We start from the raw sequence: 20673 nt of genomic DNA, 5'->3' as shown, positions 1-20673 counted from the left end.
GCAGGTCCACGAGCAAAGGTGCAGGTGACATGACCTACGTCCACAACCGTCCGGAGGACTTCGTCCCCGAGGCCCTGCGCGGCCTCGTCAAGGCCCACCCCGGCCGCATCCGCTCCGTGCCGGGGGGCATCGCCCGCGCGGAGGGCACCAGGCCCGGCAAGGTCGCCGTCGTCGTCGGCGGTGGCTCCGGGCACTACCCGGCGTTCGCCGGGCTGGTCGGCGACGGCCTCGCCGACGCGGCAGTCTGCGGCGACATCTTCACGTCCCCGTCCACGCGCCAGGTCATCGACGTCTGCCGGGCGGCCGACGCGGGCGCCGGCGTGTTCGTCACCTTCGGCAACTACGCCGGTGACGTCCTCAACTTCGGCGCGGCCGCGAGCCGGCTCCGGGCGCAGGGCACGGAGGTCACCATCCTCCTGGTCACCGACGACGTCGCGTCGGCCCCCGCCGAGCGGGCCGCGGAGCGGCGCGGCGTCGCCGGTGACCTCATGGTGTTCAAGCTCGCCGGGGCGGCCGCGGAGCAGGGGGCCGACCTCGCGGAGGTGAACCGGCTCGCCACCCGGGCCAACGAGCGTACGCAGTCGTTCGGCGTCGCCTTCGACGGGTGCACGCTGCCCGGCCACGACCACCCGCTGTTCAGCCTGGAACCCGGCGAGGTCGGCTGGGGGCTCGGCATCCACGGCGAGCCGGGTATCGGCGAGGAGGCGCTCCCGACGGCGGCGGCGCTGGCCGCCGAGCTGGTCGACCGGGTGCTCGCCGAGCGGCCCGCCGACGCCGACGGCCGGGCCGCCCTGCTGCTCAACGGCCTCGGCAACGTCAAGTACGAGGAGCTCTTCGTCCTCTGGGACAGCGTGCACGACCTGCTGCTGGAGCGGGACGTGCGGCTCGTGGCGCCGCTCGTCGGCGAGTACGTGACGAGCCTCGACATGGCCGGCTGCTCCCTGACCGTCACGTGGCTCGACGACGAGCTCGAGCCGCTGTGGCTCGCGCCCGCCGACACCCCGGGTTTTCAGCACGGCGGCTGGCGCCCCGCGCCGGAGTCCGTGCCCGACGCGATCGCGTCCGACGCGGAGACCGAGCTCGTGCCCGCTACCACCGCGGAGGGGGCCGACGCCGCGAAGACCGTGGCCCGCCTGCTGCGCCGGGCACGGACCGCGCTGCACGACGCCGAGCAGATGCTCGGCGACCTCGACGCGGTGGCCGCCGACGGCGACCACGGCAGAGGGATGAGCCGCGGGATCGACGCGGCGGTGGACGCGGCCGATGCCGCCGTGGACGCCGGCGGCGACGCCCCGTCCGTGCTGCGCCGCGCGGCCGACGCGTGGGCCGACCGGGCCGGCGGCACGTCGGGGGCGTTGTGGGGCGTCGGGCTCCTCGCGCTGGCTGACGCGCTCCCCGCGGACGCGCTGGTCACCCTCGACCACCTCGTCGCCGGAGTCACCGAGGCACGCGACCAGATCCAGCAGGTCGGCGGCGCGCGGGTCGGCGACAAGACGCTCGTCGACGCCCTGCACCCGGCGGTCGAGGCGCTCGCCGCCTCCGCCGCCCAGGGCGCCACGCCCGCAGAGGCCTGGCAGGCCACCGTGCTCGCCGCACGCGAGGGTGCGGCGTCCACCGAGCACATCGCGGCCCGGCGCGGGCGTGCGCGGGTGCTCGGTGACAAGAGCCTGGGGGTCCCGGATCCCGGGGCGACCTCGCTCGTCCTGATCCTGGGCGAGGTGGGTGCCGAGCTCGGCGTCCCCGCGCCCGTCAACCGGAAGGTGGAATCGTGATGACGGACGGTCTGCGGCTCGTGATCGGCTCGGACGACGCCGGGTACGAGTACAAGGAAGCGCTGAAGCGGGACCTGGAGGCGGACGAGCGGGTCGCCTCGGTCGTCGACGTCGGCGTGGCGCGGGACGAGCACACCGCCTATCCCCACGTCGGAGCGTCGGCGGCCCGCCTGGTCGCGGCAGGGGAGGCCGACCGCGCTCTGCTGGTCTGCGGCACGGGCCTGGGGGTGGCGATCGCGGCGAACAAGGTGGCGGGCATCCGGGCGGTGACGGCCCACGACTCGTTCTCCGTCGAACGCTCGGTGCTCTCCAACGACGCCCAGGTGCTCTGCTTCGGCCAGCGGGTCGTCGGCCTCGAGCTGGCCCGCAGGCTGGCCCGCGAGTGGCTCGGCTACCGGTTCGACCCGGCCTCGGCGTCCGCGCCGAAGGTCGCCGCGATCGGGGAGATCGAGGGTGCCGACCCGGCACCGGCCGGCGCGTCCTGCGACTGACCCGGCCGCTCGCTCACCCGGCACTCCCGCCAGCACCCAGCACGCTCAGCACACTCGTCAGGAAGGACATCATGGTCACGACCATCAGCTCCGTCGCCGTCGTGGGGACCGGATACATGGGCGGCGGCATCGCGCAGTCGCTCGCGCTCGCCGGCCTGCCGGTGACGATCGCCGACGTCTCCACCGAGGCGACGGAGGCCGCGTACGCGCGCCTGCTCGCAGAGGCGCAGCAGTTCGAGGACGACGGGCTGTACGACGCCGGCGCCACCGACACGATCCGGGCCAACCTGAGGACCGCCGGATCGATCGAGGAGGCGGTCACGGACGTCGACTTCGTCGAGGAGGCCGTCTTCGAGTCGGTCGAGGTCAAGCACGACGTGCTCGGCCGGATCTCCGCGGCGGCGCGCGCCGACGCGATCATCGGCAGCAACACGTCGACGATCCCCGCCCGCGTGCTGGTCACCGCGGTGACGGGTCCCGAACGGTTCCTCACCGTGCACTTCTCCAACCCCGCGCCGTTCATCCCGGGCGTCGAGCTCGTCCTCAGCGAGCAGACCGACCCGGGGGTCGTGCCGGTCGTACGGGAGCTGCTGGCCCGGGCCGACCGGCAGGGCGCCCTCGTCGCCGACGTGCCCGGGTTCGTGCTCAACCGCCTCCAGTACGTGCTGCTGAAGGAGGCGATGTCGATCGCGGAGGAGGGCATCGCGTCGCCCGAGGACATCGACACCGTGGTGCGCACGACGTTCGGCTTCCGGCTGGGCTTCTTCGGCCCGTTCGCGATCGCGGACCAGGCGGGGCTCGACGTCTACGCCGGCGGGTTCCGGACGTTCGAGGAGAACTTCGGCGAGCGCCTCGCCACGCCGCAGCTCATCCAGGACGCGGTGGACGGCGACCGCAAGGGCGTGAAGAACGGCAGGGGGCTCACCCGGGACTACACCCCAGAGCAGGTCAAGGCCCTCGTGGACTACCGCAACAAGGCCTACAGCGAGATGGGCAGGCTCCTGCGTTCCATGGGTCCGGCCCCGGCGTAGGCGTCTCCTCGCGCACGTGCCGGACGCTCAGGGCATCCAGGTGACCTGAGCGTCCTGCGCGTGGGCGGAGCCGGTGGTCGCTCGCGTTGATCGTATCGATACGACTCGGGTCACGGCAGATCGTCGGATCCGATGTCGGCAGTCTTGCATGCTAAAGATTTCGATAACGATATCAAGTCCGAGGGGAGTGGCAGAGACGGCATCTGGGCTGCGTATTGCTCGCACCGCCTCGCCTCGTCGCGATCAATTTCGACCCTTGACCGCGCTGTAGCGGCTGATGCACACTTCCTGGCAGGGCAGTCAGAACGAAAAAGTTTCGATCCTCAACGGTGTGGATTACAGCCTGGTCGGCACCGTTGCCATGACAGGAGAACGGCATGACCGCAACCAGTGTGGAGCGCAGGGCAGCGCCCGTACGCACGACCCCGTTGCGCAGGGACGGCCGGGCGGCCGCCGGCTTTCTCGCGCCGTGGTTCATCGGCCTCGCCGTCATCACCGCGGGGCCGCTGGTGGCCTCCCTGTACCTCTCGTTCACCGACTTCGACCTGCTGTCGCCGGCCCGGTGGATCGGGCTGGAGAACTACGCGCAGATGTTCCAGGACGCGCGCTGGCTCAAGTCGCTGGGCGTGACCGCGACGTTCGTGGCGGTCTCGGTGCCGCTGCAGCTGGCGTTCGCGCTGGCGCTGGCACTGTTCCTCGACAAGGGCCTGCGCGGCCTGTCGTTCTACCGGTCGCTCTACTACCTGCCGTCACTGCTGGGCGGCAGCGTGGCCATCGCGATCCTGTGGCGGCAGGTGTTCGGCAAGGAGGGTCTGGTCAACCAGGTGCTCGGCCTGTTCGGCATCGAGGGTCCGGGCTGGATCGCCCACCCGGACACCGCGCTGATGACGATCATCGCGCTCGGCGTCTGGACCTTCGGGTCGCCGATGGTGATCTTCCTGGCGGGGCTCCGGCAGATCCCCCAGATGTACTACGAGGCCGCGGCGATCGACGGCGCCTCCCGGTGGCGGCAGTTCCGGAACATCACGTTCCCCCTGCTGACGCCCATCGTCTTCTTCAACCTCGTGCTGCAGATCATCAACGCGTTCCAGTCGTTCACGCAGGCGTTCGTCGTCTCGGGCGGCACCGGCGGTCCGTCGGACTCGACGCTCTTCTACACGCTCTACCTCTACCTGCGCGGCTTCGGTTCGCTCGACATGGGTTACGCCTCCGCGATGGCGTGGGTGCTGCTGCTCGTCGTCGGCGGGTTCACCGCGCTCAACTTCGCCGCCTCGAGATATTGGGTCTTCTACGATGACTGACGTTCTTGTGCGCACCGACGCCGCCGCGCCCGTCCCGCCCGCCGCCCCGGCGGCCGCCCCCCGCCGCCGCGGCCGGTGGGGCAGCTGGTGGAAGCACGTGCTCCTGATCGGCTTCGGGCTCACCATGCTCTACCCGCTGCTCTGGATGATCTCGAGCTCGATCAAGCCGGACGAGCTGATCTTCCGCGAGCCGGGTCTTCTCCCGACCGCCATCGACCTCGGCAACTTCGCCGAGGGCTGGACCGCCCTCCAGCAGCCGTTCAGCCACTACCTGATCAACTCGGCGATCGTGGTGCTCGGCTCCGTGGTCGGCAACCTGATCTCGTGCTCCATGGCCGCCTACGCCTTCGCCCGGCTGGAGTTCAAGGGCAAGTCGCTGTGGTTCGGCATCATGCTGCTCTCGATCATGCTGCCGATCCACGTGGTGATCGTGCCGCAGTACGTGCTCTTCTCGCGGCTCGAGTGGATCGACACGTTCCTGCCGCTGATCGTGCCCAAGCTGCTGGCGACCGACGCGTTCTTCATCTTCCTCATGGTCCAGTTCTTCCGCGGGATCCCGCGCGAGCTGGACGAGGCAGCGCGGCTGGACGGCTGCGGCCACGTCCGCATCTTCACGCGGATCATGCTGCCCCTGGCCACGCCGGCCCTCGCCACCACCGCGATCTTCACGTTCATCTGGACCTGGAACGACTTCTTCTCCCAGCTGGTCTTCCTGACGTCCCCCGAGAACTACACGGTGCCGCTGGCCCTGCGCAGCTTCGTCGACGCGACGGGTGACAGCTCGTGGGGGTCCTTGTTCGCCATGTCGCTCGTCTCCCTCGTCCCGATCTTCCTCGTGTTCCTCTTCGGCCAGAAGTACCTGGTCAAGGGGATCGCGACCACCGGCATCAAATAGTCACTGTTGCAAAGGAGCATCATGAACACAGCACGACTTCCGCGGCGCCCCGTGTGGCGGCTCGTGGCAGGGGCGGTGTCCCTCGCGGTCCTGGTCGGGGCCACCGGCTGCTCGGGCGGGGGCGAGGACGACGGCACCGCGACCATCCGGTTCTCCTGGTGGGGCTCGGAGGAGCGCACCGCGCGGATGCAGGAGGCCATCGACCTGTTCGAGGCCGAGAACCCGGACATCCACGTCGAGGGCGACTTCGTGGACTGGGACGGGTACTGGGACAAGCTCGCCACGTCGGTCGCCGGCGGCAACACCCCGGACGTGCTCATGCAGGAGGACCGCTACCTCGGCGACTACGCCAACCGTGGTGTGGTCGCCGACCTGGGCGCGCAGGACATCGCCACGGACGACATCGACCCCACCCTGCTGGGCAGCGGGGAGATCGACGGCACGCAGTACGGCGTGCCGACCGGGTCGAACGTCTACACGGTCATCGCCAACCCGGCGATGTTCGAGGCCGCCGGTGTCGAGATGCCGGACGACACGACCTGGACGTGGGACGACTACGAGGAGATCGCGAACGCGATCTCCGACGGCTCGCCGGACGGCGTCCACGGCACGTCCGACTACTCGTACAACGAGACGGCGTTCACGGTCTACGCGCGTCAGCACGGTCAGTCCCTGCTGGACGAGAACGGTGAGCTCGGCTACGACGACGAGCTGCTCGTCGAGTGGTTCGAGCGCTCGCTGCGGCTGCAGGAGGAAGGCGGCCAGCCGCCGGCCGACGAGGCCCTCAACCTGGATCTGCTCGACTCGCCGATCGCCAAGAACGTCGCCGCGATGACGATCACCTGGTCGGCGCAGCTCGGGCCGGTCTCGACCGCGGCGGGCCAGGACATGGTGCCCCTGAGGATGCCGGGGGAGGCGGAGCACGAACGGCCCGGCATGTTCTTCAAGCCGGGCATGTACATGGCGCAGGCCGCGGACTCCGAGCACCCGGAGGCGGCCGCCAGATTCATCGACTTCTTCGTCAACAGCCCGGAGGTCGGCGAGATCTTCCTGACGGAGCTCGGGCTCCCGGGCAGCGCCCCCGTCCGCGAGACGGTGAGCGAGAACCTTCCCGAGAGCGAGCAGGTGGCCGCCGACTACGTGGTCGACCTGGCGGACGAGATCGTGGACGCCCCCGCCCCGCTGCCGAACGGTGCCGGTGACCTCGCCGACATCATGAACCGGATCAACAGCGACGTGCTGTTCGAACGGCAGACGCCGGAAGAGGCCGCCGCCCAGTTCCGGTCCGAGGCGGAGGCCGCGATCGGCTGACCCGCGCGGTCCGGAGGCACCACCCAACCATTCGGGTTCCCCGAGCGTCTCCTGGGTAAGACGCCGTCCCATCGACGATCGGGGTTCCGTGATGAAGGCTCGTGCACGCCGGCTGGCAGCCTCCGGCCACCGGACGATCAGGAGGATCGCCGTCGCGGCGACGGCCGCCGCCCTCGTGGCGACGTCCGCCGCCGCGCTCGAGCCCGGCGGGCCCGGGCCGGATCGCGGAGCGCCGCGGGAGCGGCCCACCACCACCGTGGTCACGCTGGTCACCGGCGACCGCGTCGCCGTGACGGAGCGCGACGGCGAGGACGTCGTCCGGATCGTGCCCGCCGCGCGTCCCGACGGCGCGCCGGTGGCGTTCCACCAGGTGGCCGGCGATGAGCGGCACCTGGTCATCCCGACCGACGTGCTCCCGCTGGTCCCGGACCGGCTCGACCGCGACCTGTTCGACGTCAAGCGGCTGGTGGCCGACGGGCGCACCGGAGACCTGCCGGTCATCGTCCAGACGCGCGGAGTCCAGACGCAACCACGGGCCGACGCTCGTGCGGCGCGACAGCCCGACTGGGCGGCGCTCGGCGTCGACACGGAGCGCGAGCTCGAGTCCATCGGCGCCGTGGCCGGCGACCTGGAGACGGGCGCCGGACCCGACGGGTCGGCGTCGTCCTGGGCGCTGCTCCGGGCGCTGGGGGCCGGCGGGGGAGGCAGTGCGGGCGCGAAGGCCGCGCCGGCGGGCAGCGCGATCGCCAAGGTGTGGCTGGACCGGCGGGTCGAGCCGCAGGACGCGGACTCGATGCCGCAGATCGGCGCCCCGCAGGCCTGGGATGCCGGGCACACGGGCGAAGGAGTGCTCGTCGGTGTCGTCGACACCGGGGTGGACGACGCCCACCCCGACCTCGACGACGGCGTGGTCGCGGCCGCACGGGACTTCACCGGGTCCGGCGAGGACCCGGACGGCACGACCGACGACGTCGGGCACGGTACGCACGTGGCCTCGATCATCGCGGGCTCCGGCGAGGCGTCCGACGGTGTGAACCGGGGCGTGGCGCCCGGCGCCCGCCTGCTGGACGCCAAGGTGCTCACGCCCGACGGCGGTGACACGTCCTGGGTGATCGACGGGATGGAGTGGGCGGCCGAGCAGGGCGCCGACATCCTCAACCTGTCCCTGGGCGAGCCGGGCAACTACACGGACGGCACCGACCCGGCGTCGCTCGCCGTGGACGCCCTGAGCGAGCAGTACGGGCTGCTCGCGGTCGCCGCCGCCGGCAACGAGGGGCCGGAGCCAGGGACCGTCCCGACCTTCGGCACGGCGTCGAGCGCCCTCACGGTCGCCGCGGTGGGGGACGACGACGTCGTGGCCGGGTTCTCCAGCGTCGGCCCCCGGGTCGACGGCGCCCTGAAGCCGGACATCGCGGCGCCCGGGGTCGGGATCGTGGCCGCCCGGGCCGCCGGCACCACGCTCGACGAGCCGGTCGACGACCTGCACGTCGCGGCGAGCGGCACCTCCATGGCGGCGCCGCACGCCGCGGGCGCCGCCGCCGTCCTGCGGTCCGCCCGCCCCGACCTGACCGGGCAGGAGCTCAAGGACGTGCTGATGGCGTCCGCGCAGCACGGCGAGCCGAACTCGGTGTGGCAGGAGGGCGCCGGGCGGGTGTGGATCCCGGGCGCCCTGCGGCAGACCGTCACGTCTGACCCGCCGTCGGTCTCGTTCGGCATCGTGCCGTACCCGCAGGACGAGGCCGAGCCGACGACCCGGACGGTGACCTACCGCAACCCCGGCGCCACGGCGCTGGAGCTCGACCTTGACCTCGCGGTACGGGACGAGGCGGGACAGCCGGCGCCGGCCGGGACGGTGACGGCATCGGCGACGCACCTGGTCGTTCCGGCCGGCGGCACCGCGAGCGTCGACCTGACCCTCGACCCCACCGTCGCGGCGCCGGGCGCCTACGGCGGTGCGCTGATCGCCCGGTCGGGCGAGGGCGAGCAGGTGCGCACGGCGGTCGGGTTCGTGAACGAGAGCGAGAAGTACGACCTGACCCTCCGGGCCACCGACGTGGACGGTTCGCCGGCGACGTCGGACGACCACCTGGTGCTGCAGAACGCCGCGGACCCGTGGGACCCGCTGTGGATCGAACCCGAGTTCACGGACGGCGTGGCCACGGTGCGGGTCGAACCGGGCTCGTACTACCTCGCCGGGTTCTTCGAGGCGCGCGACCCGGGCGTGTCCTGGCCGACAGCGGTCACCGCGGTCGCCGACCCGCTGGTGGAGGTGACCGGGGACGTGACGCTCGACCTGGACGCGCGCGACGCCCGGCCGCTGGAGGTCACCACGCACCGCGAGACGGACGACGCCGGCAAGAAGATCCTCATGTACCGGCTGGTGGACGGCGAGTACAACAGCACGGTCAGCGCGGACTACGGCGGGTACACCGACGACGTCGTGGCCCCCGACTTCTACGCCCTGCCCACGGAGCGGGTCGGGGAAGGTGTCGAGTTCGAGCTCGTCTCCCTCACGCAGCAGCGCCAGCCGGTGCTCCACGTCTCCGCCGGCCGGGGCGTGGGCGACGTACCCGTCACCATGGTGCCCGGCTCGGTGCCCGTGCCGGACCGCGGCCGGGTGCGCCTCGTCGACGCCGGCGGTGGCTCGGCCGCCGAGCTCGCCGACGCACGAGCCCGTGGCCGGTTCGCGCTCGTGGACCAGGGCGACGTAGCGGCCCAGGCGTCCGCGGCGGAGGCCGCCGGCGCGGCGGGCCTGCTGATCCGTAGCGACGGGCTCGGCACCGTACCCGGCGGCGTGGACGGCGCAGCGGACGGCGGCGTGGGGGTCCCGGTGCTCGCCACCGACCGGGACACCGGCGACCGGCTGCGCCGCGCGCTCGAGAGCCGGCCGGTGCGGCTGCGGATCCTCGCGCGCGACCAGGCCGCCTACACCTTCGACACGGTCGTGGAGCGCGTGGGGCAGGTGCCGGACGAGGACCTCACCCTGCGTGCGGGGCCACACAACCTGGCGGCGCTCGACATGGCGTACCGGGCGGTGAGCGCCGGGGGACAGGTCCAGGTCACGCCCGTGATCGTGCGCGACGGGCGCCAGGGCGTCTTCGGCCTCGACAGCGAGCTCACCGCGCCGACCGAGCGCACCGAGTACGTGAGCGCCGCCGAGGGCGTGCGCTGGTACCACCAGGTGATGCCGCGCCATACGGACGCGATGCTCGCCAGCGCGTTCGAGTCCGAGATCCGGGAGTACCGGCCGGGCGACACCGCGAGCGACGTCTGGCTGGCCCAGGCGCACCACGGCGGGTTCACGCCGCCGGGCGTCGGCGGCTACGGGGAGTTCGGCATGGCGTCCGCCGTGCGTGACTGGGACATGTTCTCCTTCGAGCTGCCCTTCTGGGTCGACGACGCGGGGCACTCGATGCCCGTCGCCCTGCCCTGGGAGGAGGAGGCAGACGTGCGGATGCGGCTGTGGCAGGACGGCGAGCTGGTGCTCGACGAGGCGGGCACGTGGGGCTCGGCGTTCGGGCTGCCGGACGAGCCCACCCGGTTCCGGCTGCGGTCCGACGTCGCTCGTTCCACGCCGTGGTGGGAGCTGTCGACGCGCGTGTCGACCGAGTGGGAGTTCACCTCGGCGTTCGCCGACGACCGCACGGTGCTGCCGCTGCTGCAGATCGACTACGGGCTGTCCCTCGACGACCGCAACCACGGGGACCGCCGCGAGGTGCTCCACCTGTCGGCCGCGCACCAGGGTGGCTCCACGCCGTCCGCGGTGGAGGAGATGCGGCTGTGGGCGTCCGCGGACGACGGGGAGACCTGGGCGCCCGTCGACGTCGTGCGGGACGGCGGGGCGGACGGCGCGGGCGGGTTCACCGCCACCGTGCGGGTGCCCCGGGGGACCGAGCACGTCTCGCTGCGCGCCGAGGCACGGGACGCCGCGGGTTCGCAGGTCAGCGAGACGGTGATCCGGGCGTACGCCGTCGGCCGGTGATGCTCGGGGCGGCGGGGGCTTTCGGCCCCTCGCCGCCCCGGCGCCGCGGCCGGGCCCCGCTACGCCACGAAGGTGTACCGGCCGGAGCCGACCCGGACCAGCACCGCGCCGTCCTCCACCGAGACGTCCGTGACGCCCTCCGCGCCGGACACGGGGCGCCCCCGCTCCGTGACGGCCTCGGGGTCGCCGGTCGGCAGGCGCACGGTCGCCGCCGACCCGACGGGCACGGACACCGTGAGCCGGAGCCCGGCGGCGGTGCGCCGCCACTCGCTGGCGACCGTTCCGTAGGGCGTCCGGACCGACGCAGTGGCGCGGTCCAGGTGCTCGGTCACCGCGGGGGCGATCGTGATGTCCCGGAAGCCGGTGTCGGGGGACGCCTGGATGCCCCCGACGTGCTGGTAGAACCAGTCGTCCACGGTGCCGAGGAAGTAGTGCCCGTAGGAGCGTGCCTCCAGCGACCAGTGCTCCCACATCGAGGTGGCGCCGTTCTCGATCATGTAGCCCCAGCTCGGGTAGGCGGTCTGCACGGCCAGCTCGTAGGCGACGTCGGCGTGCCCGTGCCGGGTCAGCACGGGCAGCAGCCACTTGGTGCCGAGCACGCCCGTGTTGAGCATGGTGCCCTTGGCACGCACGTCGGCGACGATGCTCGCCACCACCCGCTGGGTCGTGGCGGCGTCGGGCACGAGCCCGAAGGCCACGGCGAGCACGTTGTGCGTCTGCCGGTACCCGCGGTCGCCGTCGCCACGGTAGAGCCCGGCACCGTGGTCGAGGAACGTCTCGTTGAACGCGGCCCTGATCGTGGCCGCGTTGCGGGCGAAGTGCTCCACGTCGGCCGCCCTGCCGAGGAACCCGGCGCTGCGCCGCATGGAGGTGGTCATGGCGTAGAGGAAGGCCGTGGCCGAGACCCGCAGGTCCTCCGGCGCGTTGCCGCCCGCCGGGCTCGCCTCCGGGCTGACCCAGTCGCCGAGCCGCGCGTCGGGGACGATGCCGCCCTGGGACCGGTCGAACTCGAGGTCGACATACCGCTTCATGCCGTCGTAGCACTCGGCCAGCACCCGCTTGTCCCCGCCGTACTGGTAGAGCCACCACGGGATCATCACGTAGGCCGCGTGCCACGGCGGGCACACGCCCCACTCGCCCCAGTCACCCGAGCTGGGCGCGATGACGAGCGGCCTGCCCGCCTCGTCGCGCGTCTCGTGCACGTCGCGCAGCCACTTGGCGAACAGCTCGTGCACGTCGAGGTTCATCAGGAACATCTCGGCGCCGACGGCGGCGTCGCCGGTCCACCCGTTCTTCTCGAACATCGGGGTGTCGGTGGGGATGCCGTGGATGTTGTTCTTGAGCGTGTCGACGACCGCCCGGTGGGTCCGGTTCATGATGTCGCTGGAGCTGTCGAAGGTCCCGGTCTCCTCGGCTGCCGTGTGCACCACCCGCGCGGTGAAGGCCGACAGCGGCGGCGGTCCGTCCTGTGGCCACCCCGTGACCTCGAGGTACTGGAACCCCTTGTACGAGAAGCGGGGTTCCCACGTCTCCGGCTCCGGCCCGGCGGTCCCGGCCAGCGTGAAGCGGTCGGTCTGGAAACCGGCCTGGAAACCGCCGTTGTTGCTCATGTTCACGCGACCCTCAGCGGTGAGCTTCTCGCCGTGGGCCGCCCGGATGGTCGCCCCGGCGGGACCGGTCGCGGTGTACCGCACCCAGCCCGCGATCACGCGCGGGAACTTCACCACGTAGACGCCCGGCTCCGGCTCGGTGACCTCCACGGCGGGCAGCGACCCGGTCACCTCGATCGGCTGCTGGCGCTGGTTGACCAGCACGCCGCGAGGGCCGGGGGCCACGGCGGCGGCCGCCCACCCGCCGTCGTCGAACCCGACCGTGTCCCAGCCGGGCACGGTGCGGCGCGCGTCGTACGCCTCGCCGCCGTAGAGGTCGTCGAACACCGTCGGCCCGTCATGGATGTGCCAGGTCGCGTCCGTGGTCACGCGCTCGACGGCGCCACCGGCGTACTCGAGGTACAGCACCGCGCGCACCACGGGCTCGTCGTGCCACGGCGGCGACTGCCAGCGCCACACGTTGCCCCCGGTCATCCCGTAGAAGCCGCGGCCCAGCTCGAGGCCGAGCGCGTTGCGGCCGGGCCGCAGCCGCCGCGTCAGGTCGACGGCGGTGTACTGGACGGTGTCGTCATAGTCGGAGAACCCCGGGGCAAGCACCTGGTCGTCGGCAGGTCTGCCGTTGAGCGACACGTTCGCGTACCCGCCGGCGGCCAGGTAGAGCGTGGCGCGCCGGAGGCGCGGACCCACCTCCAGCTCCTTGCGGAGCAGCGGCGCAGGCAGTGGCGGCAGCGTCGGCAGCCGCACCCCGCGGCCCCACGGCCCTGAGCCGTAGGGCGCGAGCTCGGTGGCCGGGGCCCAGGCGGAGTCGTCGAGGTCCGGTCGCGCGAAGTCCTCCGGGAAGTCGGTCGCGGCCGTCCAGGCACTCCCGGTCGGAACGGTCGACGTCGTCCCGTCGGAGTAGGTCACGCGCACGACGGCGAGCACCGCCCCCGCGCTGACGGCGTCGTTCGTGCCCCGCACGGCGACGACCGTGGAGGTCCCGGACAGGTCGGCCTCGTAGAAGCGGGAGCCCTGCCAGCCGTTCTCGACGGGCTCGGTCCCGCCGACCTCGGCGCCGTCCACCCAGAGGGTGAAGGAGTCGTCGGCGGTGATCAGGACCTCCGCCCGCGTGGCGGATGCGCCGTCCGGGGCCGTCTGCGTGAGCCGGAAGGCCCGGTCCCGGTCGGGGAGCTCACCCTCCGCGAGCCAGATCCAGGAGGCGCCCTCGAACGTCAGGTCGGTGACCTGGCCGGAGCCCCGCTCGTTGCCGATCCACTCGGCGCCCGCCCAGTCGCGGTCCTCGTACAGACCCGTGCGGAAGTCCGACGACGTCGTGGTGGTCCCGTGCGTGGTCGTCACGTCGACCCGCCACGTGTAGTCCGTGGCGGCGCGCAGCGGCGGGCCTTCGTACTCGACGTTCGCCGACTCGCGCGACGGCACGACGCCGCTGTCCCACACCGTGCGCGACCGCACGCCCTGGGTGCTGACCCGCACCCGGTACGACCGCTGCACGACGCCGCGCCCGTCCGACTCGACGGTCCACGAGAACCGGGGACGGTCGACGTCGATCCCGAGCGGGCTGGTCTTCTTCTCGACGAGCGGATCGGCGAGCCGCACGGCGCCGACACCGCCGGTCGCGGTCTCGGCGGCCGCGGCGGCGACGCTGCCGAGGGGCAGAGCGGCGGCGGTGGACGCGACGCCGGCGGTCTTGAGGAACAGTCTGCGGTCCAGTGTCATGGCGCCTCCAGGCGTAGCGATCGTCATTGATCGTCCGGGTTGAGAGGGTTGCTCCATTGCATCGTTTCAACCAGCCGTCGCCAGTGTAGGGCCGGGCGGGTCGCGTGACCAGACCTTGGCGCCTCAGACCCTGCGGCCGAGCAGGTCGGCCGCAGGGGATGGCCCGACGGGATGTCTACGACGCGGCGAGCACGGCGGCCGCGGCCGGCTGCCGGGTGCCGGTCGCGGAGCCGAGCCGTGCGGCGAACGTCGCGACGTCGGGGGGTAGGCTCGCGCCGCGCCAGGCAATGTGCTGATCCTGGCGGGCGATCACGAACGGTGTGGCGAAGGTGGGGTCTTCGACGGCCTCGGGAAGCCGGACCAGCGTGATCGGCAGCCCCGCGGCGCGAGCCCGGTGGGCCCAGCTCTCGGCCACCTCGAACTCGTCGAGGGCGACGAGGGTGTACCACGGGCCGAGATGGTCGTAGAGCGAGCTCCCGTCGGTGAGCCAGAGGTGGGGGAGGCGGCACCCCGGGACCGTGGAAGGGGTGTACGTGCCCATCGAGTATTCCGGGGCCGGGCCATCACTCACGATGATGGGGCTGTCCGTGTAGCTGTAGCCGAAATTGAGACCGGCGGCGGCGAACTGCTGCACGTTGAGGTCATAGGCGAGCCGCCCGAACGCGTCGCGTGCCGCGTCACCGGCAGGTCCTGTGTCCTCGAGCTCCGCGGGCAGGTCAGTCGCCGAGATCTTCCGCAGGTGGGACATCGCGAACCGGGACACCTGGTCGGTGATGGGGGCGCGCTCGGCGACGTAGGCGTCGAGGACGGACTCGTCGGCCCAGCCGTCGATGACGGCGCCGAGCAACCAGGAGAGGTTGAGGGCGTCGGCGATGCCCGCGTTCATGCCGTAGCCGCCCATCGGCACCCAGAGGTGCGCCGCGTCCCCCGCGATGAAGATCCGGCGGTCCCGGAACTTGTCGGCCACCAGGCGTCGAGCGATCCAGTCCTCGCGGGAGACGATGTCGTAGGTCTGGTCGTCGGTCAGTCCCAGGATGTCCCGGATGGCGCGGTCGCGGTCGACCTCCTGGCGTTCGGCCTCCTGCGCGGTGAGGTAGGTGTGGATCAGGAAGGTCTGCTCCCCGTCGATGGAGTACACGTGCCCGTTCCTGCGCTCGTTGTAGACGTAGTAGCACCACGCCCTGCCCGCTGACATGTGCTCGTACAGGTCGGGCATGCGGATAGACGTGGACTGGACGTGCTGCAGCACCGGGTCCCCGTGGAATCGGGACCCGATCGACTTCCTCACGAGCGACCTACCGCCGTCGGCACCGATGGCGTAGCGCCCTCGGAGGACGGTGGGGGAGCCTGCTCCGACAGGGGCGACCGAGACGGTGACGCCGTCGTCGTCCTGCGCGACGGAGTCCGCTCTGGTCTCGTTCCGCAGGGAGACACGGGGCAGGGCGGCCACGTGTTCCTCGAGGATCGGCTCGAGGAACTGCTGGTTGACGCGGTGCGGCGGTTCGGCCGCCGCCCACGTCGTGTCGGGCCCGGTGCCGCTGCCGTCACGACGCTGACTCGCTGACGGGACCGGGATGCGCCCGAACTCGGTACCGGTCACCGAGGTGAGAAAGGCGATGTCCTGCGGATGGTCGGCCGGCAGGCCTGCGGAGCGCACCGTGTCAGCGAGGCCGAAGCGTCGGAAGGACTCCATCGTGCGTGCGGAGACGTGGTTGCACTTCACGTTCGGCGGGTCGAGATACGAGTTCTCCTCGATCACGATCACCGACACGCCGCGTGAGTCGAGGTCCATGGCGGCGAGCAGTCCCACGGGACCACCGCCGACGATGATGACGTCCGCGTCGTAGACGGATGAGGTTGTCACTGTTGTGAGCTCCTGTCGGTTCAGCCGATCGTGGCGAGATCGCGCTCGTTGCTTTCTGGAAGGAGGAACAGCGCGACGGCGCACAGGGCGAGGGCGGCGATCCACACACCGCCGAGCAGTGCGAGGCCGCCGGCCGACACCGCGATCGAGCCTGCGATGATCGGTGTGAAACCGGCGCCGATGGCAGATGCGCCCTGGAAAGCGAGCGAGGAGCCCGTGAATCGGACGGCTGTCGGGAAGAGCTCGGCGAGCAACGCCGCGAGCGGACCCAGGATGATTCCCTGGAGTCCCTGGCCGACGACGACGGCGATCGCGAAGGACCAGTTCTGGCCGGCGTCGACCAAGAGGACCAGCGGATAGGCGAAGACGGCCGCTCCGACGATGCCCGCCGCGATGACGGGACGGCGCCCGACGCGGTCGCTGAGGCGCGCGGCGAGCAGCGTGGTGAGGAAGAGGGCGATGGCGGACGCGACCTTCGCGTTGAGGGCGAACGTCTGGTCCACACCCTGCGCGGTCGCGTGGCTGAGCCCCCACACGGAGGCCATGCCGGAGATGGTGAGCTGGGAGATCGCGACAAGGGTGCCGAGGACCAGCGGCCTCGGGGACCTGGTCAGTACCGCCACGAGCGGGACGCGACGCTTCTCGGCCTCCTGGTCGAACCGGAGGAAGAGAGGGCTCTCCACGACCTTCAGCCGGACGACGAGCCCGATGACGACGAGGGCGACGCTGAGCAGGAACGGGACACGCCAGCCCCACGAGAGGAACTCCTCTCGCGGCATCAGCGTGAAGAGACCGAGGATCCCGGCGGACAGGATCGATCCGGCGGGTGCGCCGAGGTTGGCGAACGACGCGGCCAGGCCTCGCTTGCCGCCCGGCGCGTGCTCGAGCGCGATCAGCATCGCTCCGCCCCACTCGCCACCGACGGCAAAGCCCTGGACCATGCGTAGTGCGACCAGCATCAGGGGGGCCGCGACACCGATCTGGTCGTACGTGGGAAGAAGTCCGATGAGCGCAGTAGCGATCCCCATCAGGAGCATCGTGGTGACGAGCACGCCCTTGCGCCCGAGCTTGTCACCGAAGTGGCCGAAGACGATGCCGCCGAGTGGCCGCGCCACGTAGCCGGCCGCGAGCGTGCCGAACGACGCGATGGTCGCGATGGAGGGGCTCAGGCCGGCGAAGAACACGTGAGCGAAGACGAGCGCCGACGCACTGGCGTACAGCATGAAGTCATAGAACTCGATGGCGCTGCCGAGGAAGCTCGACGCGAGGATCCGCTTCATCTGCGGCGTGCGGAGCGTGCCTTCGACATCGGGGGCGGTCTGTGATGCGGGGATGTTCATCATTGAACTCCTTGGTGCCGGCCACCTGTACCCAGGCGCCGCGGACGGGCGGAACACGACGAGTCTGGGCGTCTTGTGCTCGTCATTCAATGACAAGTATCTGGATAGATAGTTTGATACTGCTAAAGTGGCCCGATGCCAACCTTGTCGTTGAGGCAGCTCCAGTACTTCTGCGCCGTGGTCGAGGCGGGATCGGTCACGGAGGCTGCCAGAAGGCTTCGCGTGTCGGCCGGAGGCGTCTCCCTGGCCATCACGCAGCTCGAGGACGCGCTCGACGTGCAGCTGACGTTACGGACCCGAGGCAAGGGGGTCGAGATCACCGATGCGGGCCGGACCGTCTACGCCTCCGCTCGGGGGGTGGCACGAGGGCTCGAGGACATCCAGGAGGTCGCCGCGGCGATCAGGGGTGACCTCACCGGGCCGCTTCGGGTGGGCATGTTCACCACGCTCTCTCCGTGGCTGTTCCCTCAGATGGCCGAGTATTTCGCGCGACGCCACCCGGAGGTGGACCTGCGGCTCGAGGAGGGGGCGTCGGCGGAGCTCCAGGACCTCCTGACCGAGGGGCGGCTCGACGCGGCTCTGCTGTACGAGAACCACATCGTCTCCGAGGTGGAGGTGCTGCGGCTTGCTCCGGTGCGGTTGCAGCTCGCGGTAGCGCCCGACCACCCGTTGGCCGTCCTCGACGAGGTCCCGCTCGCGGCACTTCGCCACGAGGACGCGGTCCTCCTGGCGATGCGCCCGGCGACCGATCACGTCGAGGAGATCCTCCGGAGTGCCGGGATCACGCCGCGTGTGCGGTGGCGCAGTGCGAACGTCGAGACGATTCGGTCACTGGTCGCGCGAGGCCTCGGCTACACGATCATCATGGGGAGGCCGCACGGCGACAGGACGTACGACGGCAAGCCCGTGGTGTACCGCCCCATCGCGGACGAGATCCCGCTCAACCACGTCGTGCTCGCCACCGCGGCGGGTGCCCGCAGAGTCGCGCGCGTGGAAGCCCTCCGCGCCTACTGCCGTGACGCGGTGCCGGGGCACATGACCGCGCGCGGTGACGCGCCCGTCAGCCAGACGGGTCATCTCTGACCGGCCCCGTCAGATCCAGCCGCGTTCCTCCGCGAGCAGCAGAGCCTGCTGCCGCGTGCCGACCGCCAGCTTTCCCAGCACGGCGGAGATGTGGTTACGCACCGTGCCCGGCGCGAGCGACAGGGTGCGCGCGATCTGGCGGGTCGTCTCGCCGTGCCGGCCGGCACGCAGCACGTCCAGCTCGCGGTCCGTCAACGGCGAGCGTTCGTCGCTCAGCGCGTCGGCCGCGAGCTCCGGGTCGATGTACCGCCCGCCCACCGCCACGCGCCGGATGACGGCGGCGACCTCGTCGGCGCCGCGACTCTTGGGCAGGAACCCGGCGGCCCCGGAGGCCAGCGCCCGGCGCAGGACTCCCGGCCGTGCGTGGCGGGTGACGATCACGCACCGGGTGGCGAGCGTGCGGTTCAGCCGCTCGGTGACCTGTACGCCGTCGAGGTGCGGCATCTCGAGGTCCAGCAGGCAGACGTCCGGCTTGACGCGCTCCGCCTCGGCGACGGCCTCCCTGCCGTCAGCGCACTCCGCCACGATCTCGATGTCGGCCTCCAGCCGCAGCAGCGCGGCCAGGGCGGAGCGGATCATGCCCTCGTCGTCGGCGAGCAGCACCCGGATCATTCAGGGACCTCTTCTCGTGCGGGAACCGTGACGACCACGGTGAAGGTGTCGCCGTCGCGCAGCACCCGGAGGTCCCCGCCGGCCTCGGCCGCGCGGCGCCCGATCCCGTCCAGGCCCGAACCACCGTTGCTGTCGGGGGTGTCGAGCGAGTGGCCCGCTGCGACGTCGTTGGCGATCTCGTAGCGCCACGACCCGTCCGGCCGCGTGAGCGTGAGGCGGGCCCACCGCCCGCCGCCGTGGCGCAGCACGTTCGTCGTCGTCTCCCGGATGACGGGCCCGAGCACGGCGGCCGGCGCCAGAGGCGCGTCCGGGTCCACCGTGGCCTCGGCGCGCGTACCGCCGGCACGCAGGAGATCCACCGCGTTGGCGAGCTCGTCGGTCAGGGGGACCGAGCGGAAGCGGGTGGCCAGGTCACGCGTTCCCTGGCGCGCGTCGTCCACGCTGGCACGTGCGGCGCGCAGCTGCTCCATGCCCTCGGGCGCGTCGTGGGGCATGAGTCGTTCCGCGAGCTCCAGCTGCAGGGCGATGACCTGGAGGTGGTGCCCCTGCAGGTCGTGCACGTCCGTCGCGAGCCGCAGCCGCTCCTGGGTCGCGGCGAGCCGCGCCTGCGAGGCGCGGGCCTGGTCGAGCGCGACGAGCACGTCCCACCACCACAGCGAGGAGACCGTGACGCAGGGCAGGACGACGGAGACGAAGGCGATCTGGATCCAGCCGTCGCTCGCACCCGCACCGACCGCGGCGCGCACATCGACCACCGCGAGCGCGGCGAGCAGGGCGGTCGCGACGAGCGTCGCGCGCAGACGCATTCCCGCCGGCCAGTTCAGCACCATGGCCACCTGGATCAGCGGCAGCACGGCCACCACCCAGTAGCCGGTGACGATCCCCGCGGCGAGCCCGTAGACCGCGGCGACCACGAACGCCGCGAGGTGGCGGCGCCAGATCACCAGCGGCGCCGTGGGGTTCCGGTGCCGGTAGTCGAGCAGCGGGAGCAGGGTCGCGCCGCACCACAGCAGTCCGCCGACGCCGACGGCCACCGACGTGGGCGCCCCGAAGCCGTCGTCGACGAGGGCGCTCACGAGGAGGAAGGCGACCAACCCCTGGAAGAGCATGACCGCCAGCGCGATGTACCACCAGGTCGCGCTGATGCTCCGGGTGAGCCGTAGCGCGCTGAGGGCTTCCGCCGCCGCCGTCGGGGAGACCGTGGGGTCGGGCTGGCTGATCACGGAGCCAGGCTACGGGCATGACACATGTCATGGGTCCGCGACGGTCGCGGGGCGGACCAGCACCGCGGCGAGCGCCGTCGGCACGGCGAGCGCGGCCGCGAGGCCGACGTCACCGGCGAGGGCGAGGCCGGCGCCCCTGAGCGCCGCGCCGGCGAACACGCCGAGGCTCATGCCCGCGGCCTGCAGGCTGAACGTGGTCGTGGTGAGCGGTCCGGCGCGGTGGGCGACCAGGCTCGTGACGGTCGCGCCGACCACGGCGTGGCTGAAGCCCATGACGGCCGTGGCGGCCAGCGCGACGGGCGTGTCCGCCGGAGGTACGACCGCGGAACCGAGGCCGATCGCCAGGAGGGTGGACGCGGCGAGCAGGACGAGCAGCGCCGCGGTCAGGGCCGCGAGACGCGGGCCGCCGGGGTTCAGCCGTGTCCTCACTGGACGGCCTGGC

The 20673-nt window shown here is 72.0% G+C and carries 14 protein-coding genes; 8 read left to right on the top strand and 6 right to left on the bottom strand.

Annotated elements, in window-relative coordinates:
* The first annotated feature begins 29 nt into the window (after positions 1-29).
* The 7 genes from ACYVK7_RS09020 (at position 30) to ACYVK7_RS08990 (ending at position 10783) form a co-directional block, all read left to right on the top strand.
* Positions 30-1772, top strand: coding sequence for a dihydroxyacetone kinase family protein (locus ACYVK7_RS09020; RefSeq protein ID WP_460887357.1), 1743 nt, complete (start codon positions 30-32; stop codon positions 1770-1772).
* Positions 1772-2263: a ribose-5-phosphate isomerase gene (locus ACYVK7_RS09015; RefSeq protein ID WP_460887356.1), complete on the top strand. Its 492-nt coding sequence runs from the start codon at positions 1772-1774 to the stop codon at positions 2261-2263. The genes ACYVK7_RS09020 and ACYVK7_RS09015 overlap by 1 nt, the downstream gene beginning before the upstream one ends.
* A 71-nt stretch (positions 2264-2334) precedes the next feature.
* Entirely contained in the window at positions 2335-3294 is a 960-nt protein-coding gene (locus ACYVK7_RS09010) for a 3-hydroxyacyl-CoA dehydrogenase family protein (RefSeq protein ID WP_460887355.1), read from the top strand.
* A gap of 377 nt (positions 3295-3671) precedes the next feature.
* Positions 3672-4595 carry a carbohydrate ABC transporter permease gene (locus tag ACYVK7_RS09005; RefSeq protein ID WP_460887354.1) on the top strand — a complete coding sequence of 308 codons (924 nt, stop codon included), beginning with the start codon at positions 3672-3674 and terminating at the stop codon, positions 4593-4595.
* Positions 4588-5490, top strand: a complete 903-nt coding sequence (locus ACYVK7_RS09000) for a carbohydrate ABC transporter permease (RefSeq protein WP_460887353.1) — start codon at positions 4588-4590, stop codon at positions 5488-5490. Before ACYVK7_RS09005 ends, ACYVK7_RS09000 begins: the two co-directional genes overlap by 8 nt.
* Before the next feature lie 21 nt (positions 5491-5511).
* Positions 5512-6801 (top strand): ABC transporter substrate-binding protein, encoded by a 1290-nt coding sequence (locus tag ACYVK7_RS08995; RefSeq protein ID WP_460887352.1) that lies wholly within the window; start codon positions 5512-5514, stop codon positions 6799-6801.
* Between the two features lie 91 nt (positions 6802-6892).
* The gene (locus tag ACYVK7_RS08990) at positions 6893-10783 is read left to right on the top strand and encodes a S8 family serine peptidase (RefSeq protein WP_460887351.1); all 3891 of its coding nucleotides are present in this window, start codon (positions 6893-6895) and stop codon (positions 10781-10783) included.
* Positions 10784-10842: 59 nt separating this feature from the next.
* Here the strand turns inward: ACYVK7_RS08990 and ACYVK7_RS08985 are convergent, their stop codons facing one another.
* The 3 genes from ACYVK7_RS08985 to ACYVK7_RS08975 form a co-directional block, all read right to left on the bottom strand.
* On the bottom strand, positions 10843-14109 hold the full coding sequence (locus ACYVK7_RS08985) for a family 78 glycoside hydrolase catalytic domain (RefSeq protein WP_460887350.1): 3267 nt from the start codon (positions 14107-14109) through the stop codon (positions 10843-10845).
* A gap of 175 nt (positions 14110-14284) precedes the next feature.
* Positions 14285-15973, bottom strand: coding sequence for an FAD-dependent monooxygenase (locus ACYVK7_RS08980; protein WP_460887349.1), 1689 nt, complete (start codon positions 15971-15973; stop codon positions 14285-14287).
* A 20-nt stretch (positions 15974-15993) separates the two neighbouring features.
* A complete protein-coding gene (locus tag ACYVK7_RS08975; protein ID WP_460887348.1) occupies positions 15994-17313 on the bottom strand; it encodes an MFS transporter in 1320 nt (439 codons plus the stop codon).
* A 135-nt stretch (positions 17314-17448) separates the two neighbouring features.
* Here ACYVK7_RS08975 and ACYVK7_RS08970 point away from each other — a divergent pair, with 135 nt between their 5' ends.
* Positions 17449-18396: a LysR substrate-binding domain-containing protein gene (locus ACYVK7_RS08970; RefSeq protein ID WP_460887347.1), complete on the top strand. Its 948-nt coding sequence runs from the start codon at positions 17449-17451 to the stop codon at positions 18394-18396.
* A gap of 9 nt (positions 18397-18405) precedes the next feature.
* On the opposite strand, the gene ACYVK7_RS08965 is transcribed toward ACYVK7_RS08970, so the two are convergent.
* From ACYVK7_RS08965 to ACYVK7_RS08955, 3 genes are read right to left on the bottom strand one after another with little or no spacing between them, the layout of a single operon-like run.
* Positions 18406-19008 (bottom strand): response regulator, encoded by a 603-nt coding sequence (locus ACYVK7_RS08965; protein ID WP_460887346.1) that lies wholly within the window; start codon positions 19006-19008, stop codon positions 18406-18408.
* A complete protein-coding gene (locus tag ACYVK7_RS08960; protein ID WP_460887345.1) occupies positions 19005-20231 on the bottom strand; it encodes a sensor histidine kinase in 1227 nt (408 codons plus the stop codon). Before ACYVK7_RS08960 ends, ACYVK7_RS08965 begins: the two co-directional genes overlap by 4 nt.
* Before the next feature lie 27 nt (positions 20232-20258).
* Positions 20259-20660, bottom strand: coding sequence for a hypothetical protein (locus ACYVK7_RS08955; RefSeq protein ID WP_460887344.1), 402 nt, complete (start codon positions 20658-20660; stop codon positions 20259-20261).
* Between the last annotated feature and the right edge of the window lie 13 nt (positions 20661-20673).

It is taken from the genome of Promicromonospora xylanilytica (assembly GCF_054782895.1).
This window is presented reverse-complemented; position numbering and strand designations above follow the sequence as displayed.

Coding starts and splice junctions, on each gene's coding strand:
- ACYVK7_RS09020 (WP_460887357.1), top strand. CDS start 30: ATGACCTACGTCCACAACCGTCCGGAGGACTTCGTCCCCGAGGCCCTG.
- ACYVK7_RS09015 (WP_460887356.1), top strand. CDS start 1,772: ATGACGGACGGTCTGCGGCTCGTGATCGGCTCGGACGACGCCGGGTAC.
- ACYVK7_RS09010 (WP_460887355.1), top strand. CDS start 2,335: ATGGTCACGACCATCAGCTCCGTCGCCGTCGTGGGGACCGGATACATG.
- ACYVK7_RS09005 (WP_460887354.1), top strand. CDS start 3,672: ATGACCGCAACCAGTGTGGAGCGCAGGGCAGCGCCCGTACGCACGACC.
- ACYVK7_RS09000 (WP_460887353.1), top strand. CDS start 4,588: ATGACTGACGTTCTTGTGCGCACCGACGCCGCCGCGCCCGTCCCGCCC.
- ACYVK7_RS08995 (WP_460887352.1), top strand. CDS start 5,512: ATGAACACAGCACGACTTCCGCGGCGCCCCGTGTGGCGGCTCGTGGCA.
- ACYVK7_RS08990 (WP_460887351.1), top strand. CDS start 6,893: ATGAAGGCTCGTGCACGCCGGCTGGCAGCCTCCGGCCACCGGACGATC.
- ACYVK7_RS08985 (WP_460887350.1), bottom strand. CDS start 14,109: ATGACACTGGACCGCAGACTGTTCCTCAAGACCGCCGGCGTCGCGTCC.
- ACYVK7_RS08975 (WP_460887348.1), bottom strand. CDS start 17,313: ATGAACATCCCCGCATCACAGACCGCCCCCGATGTCGAAGGCACGCTC.
- ACYVK7_RS08970 (WP_460887347.1), top strand. CDS start 17,449: ATGCCAACCTTGTCGTTGAGGCAGCTCCAGTACTTCTGCGCCGTGGTC.
- ACYVK7_RS08965 (WP_460887346.1), bottom strand. CDS start 19,008: ATGATCCGGGTGCTGCTCGCCGACGACGAGGGCATGATCCGCTCCGCC.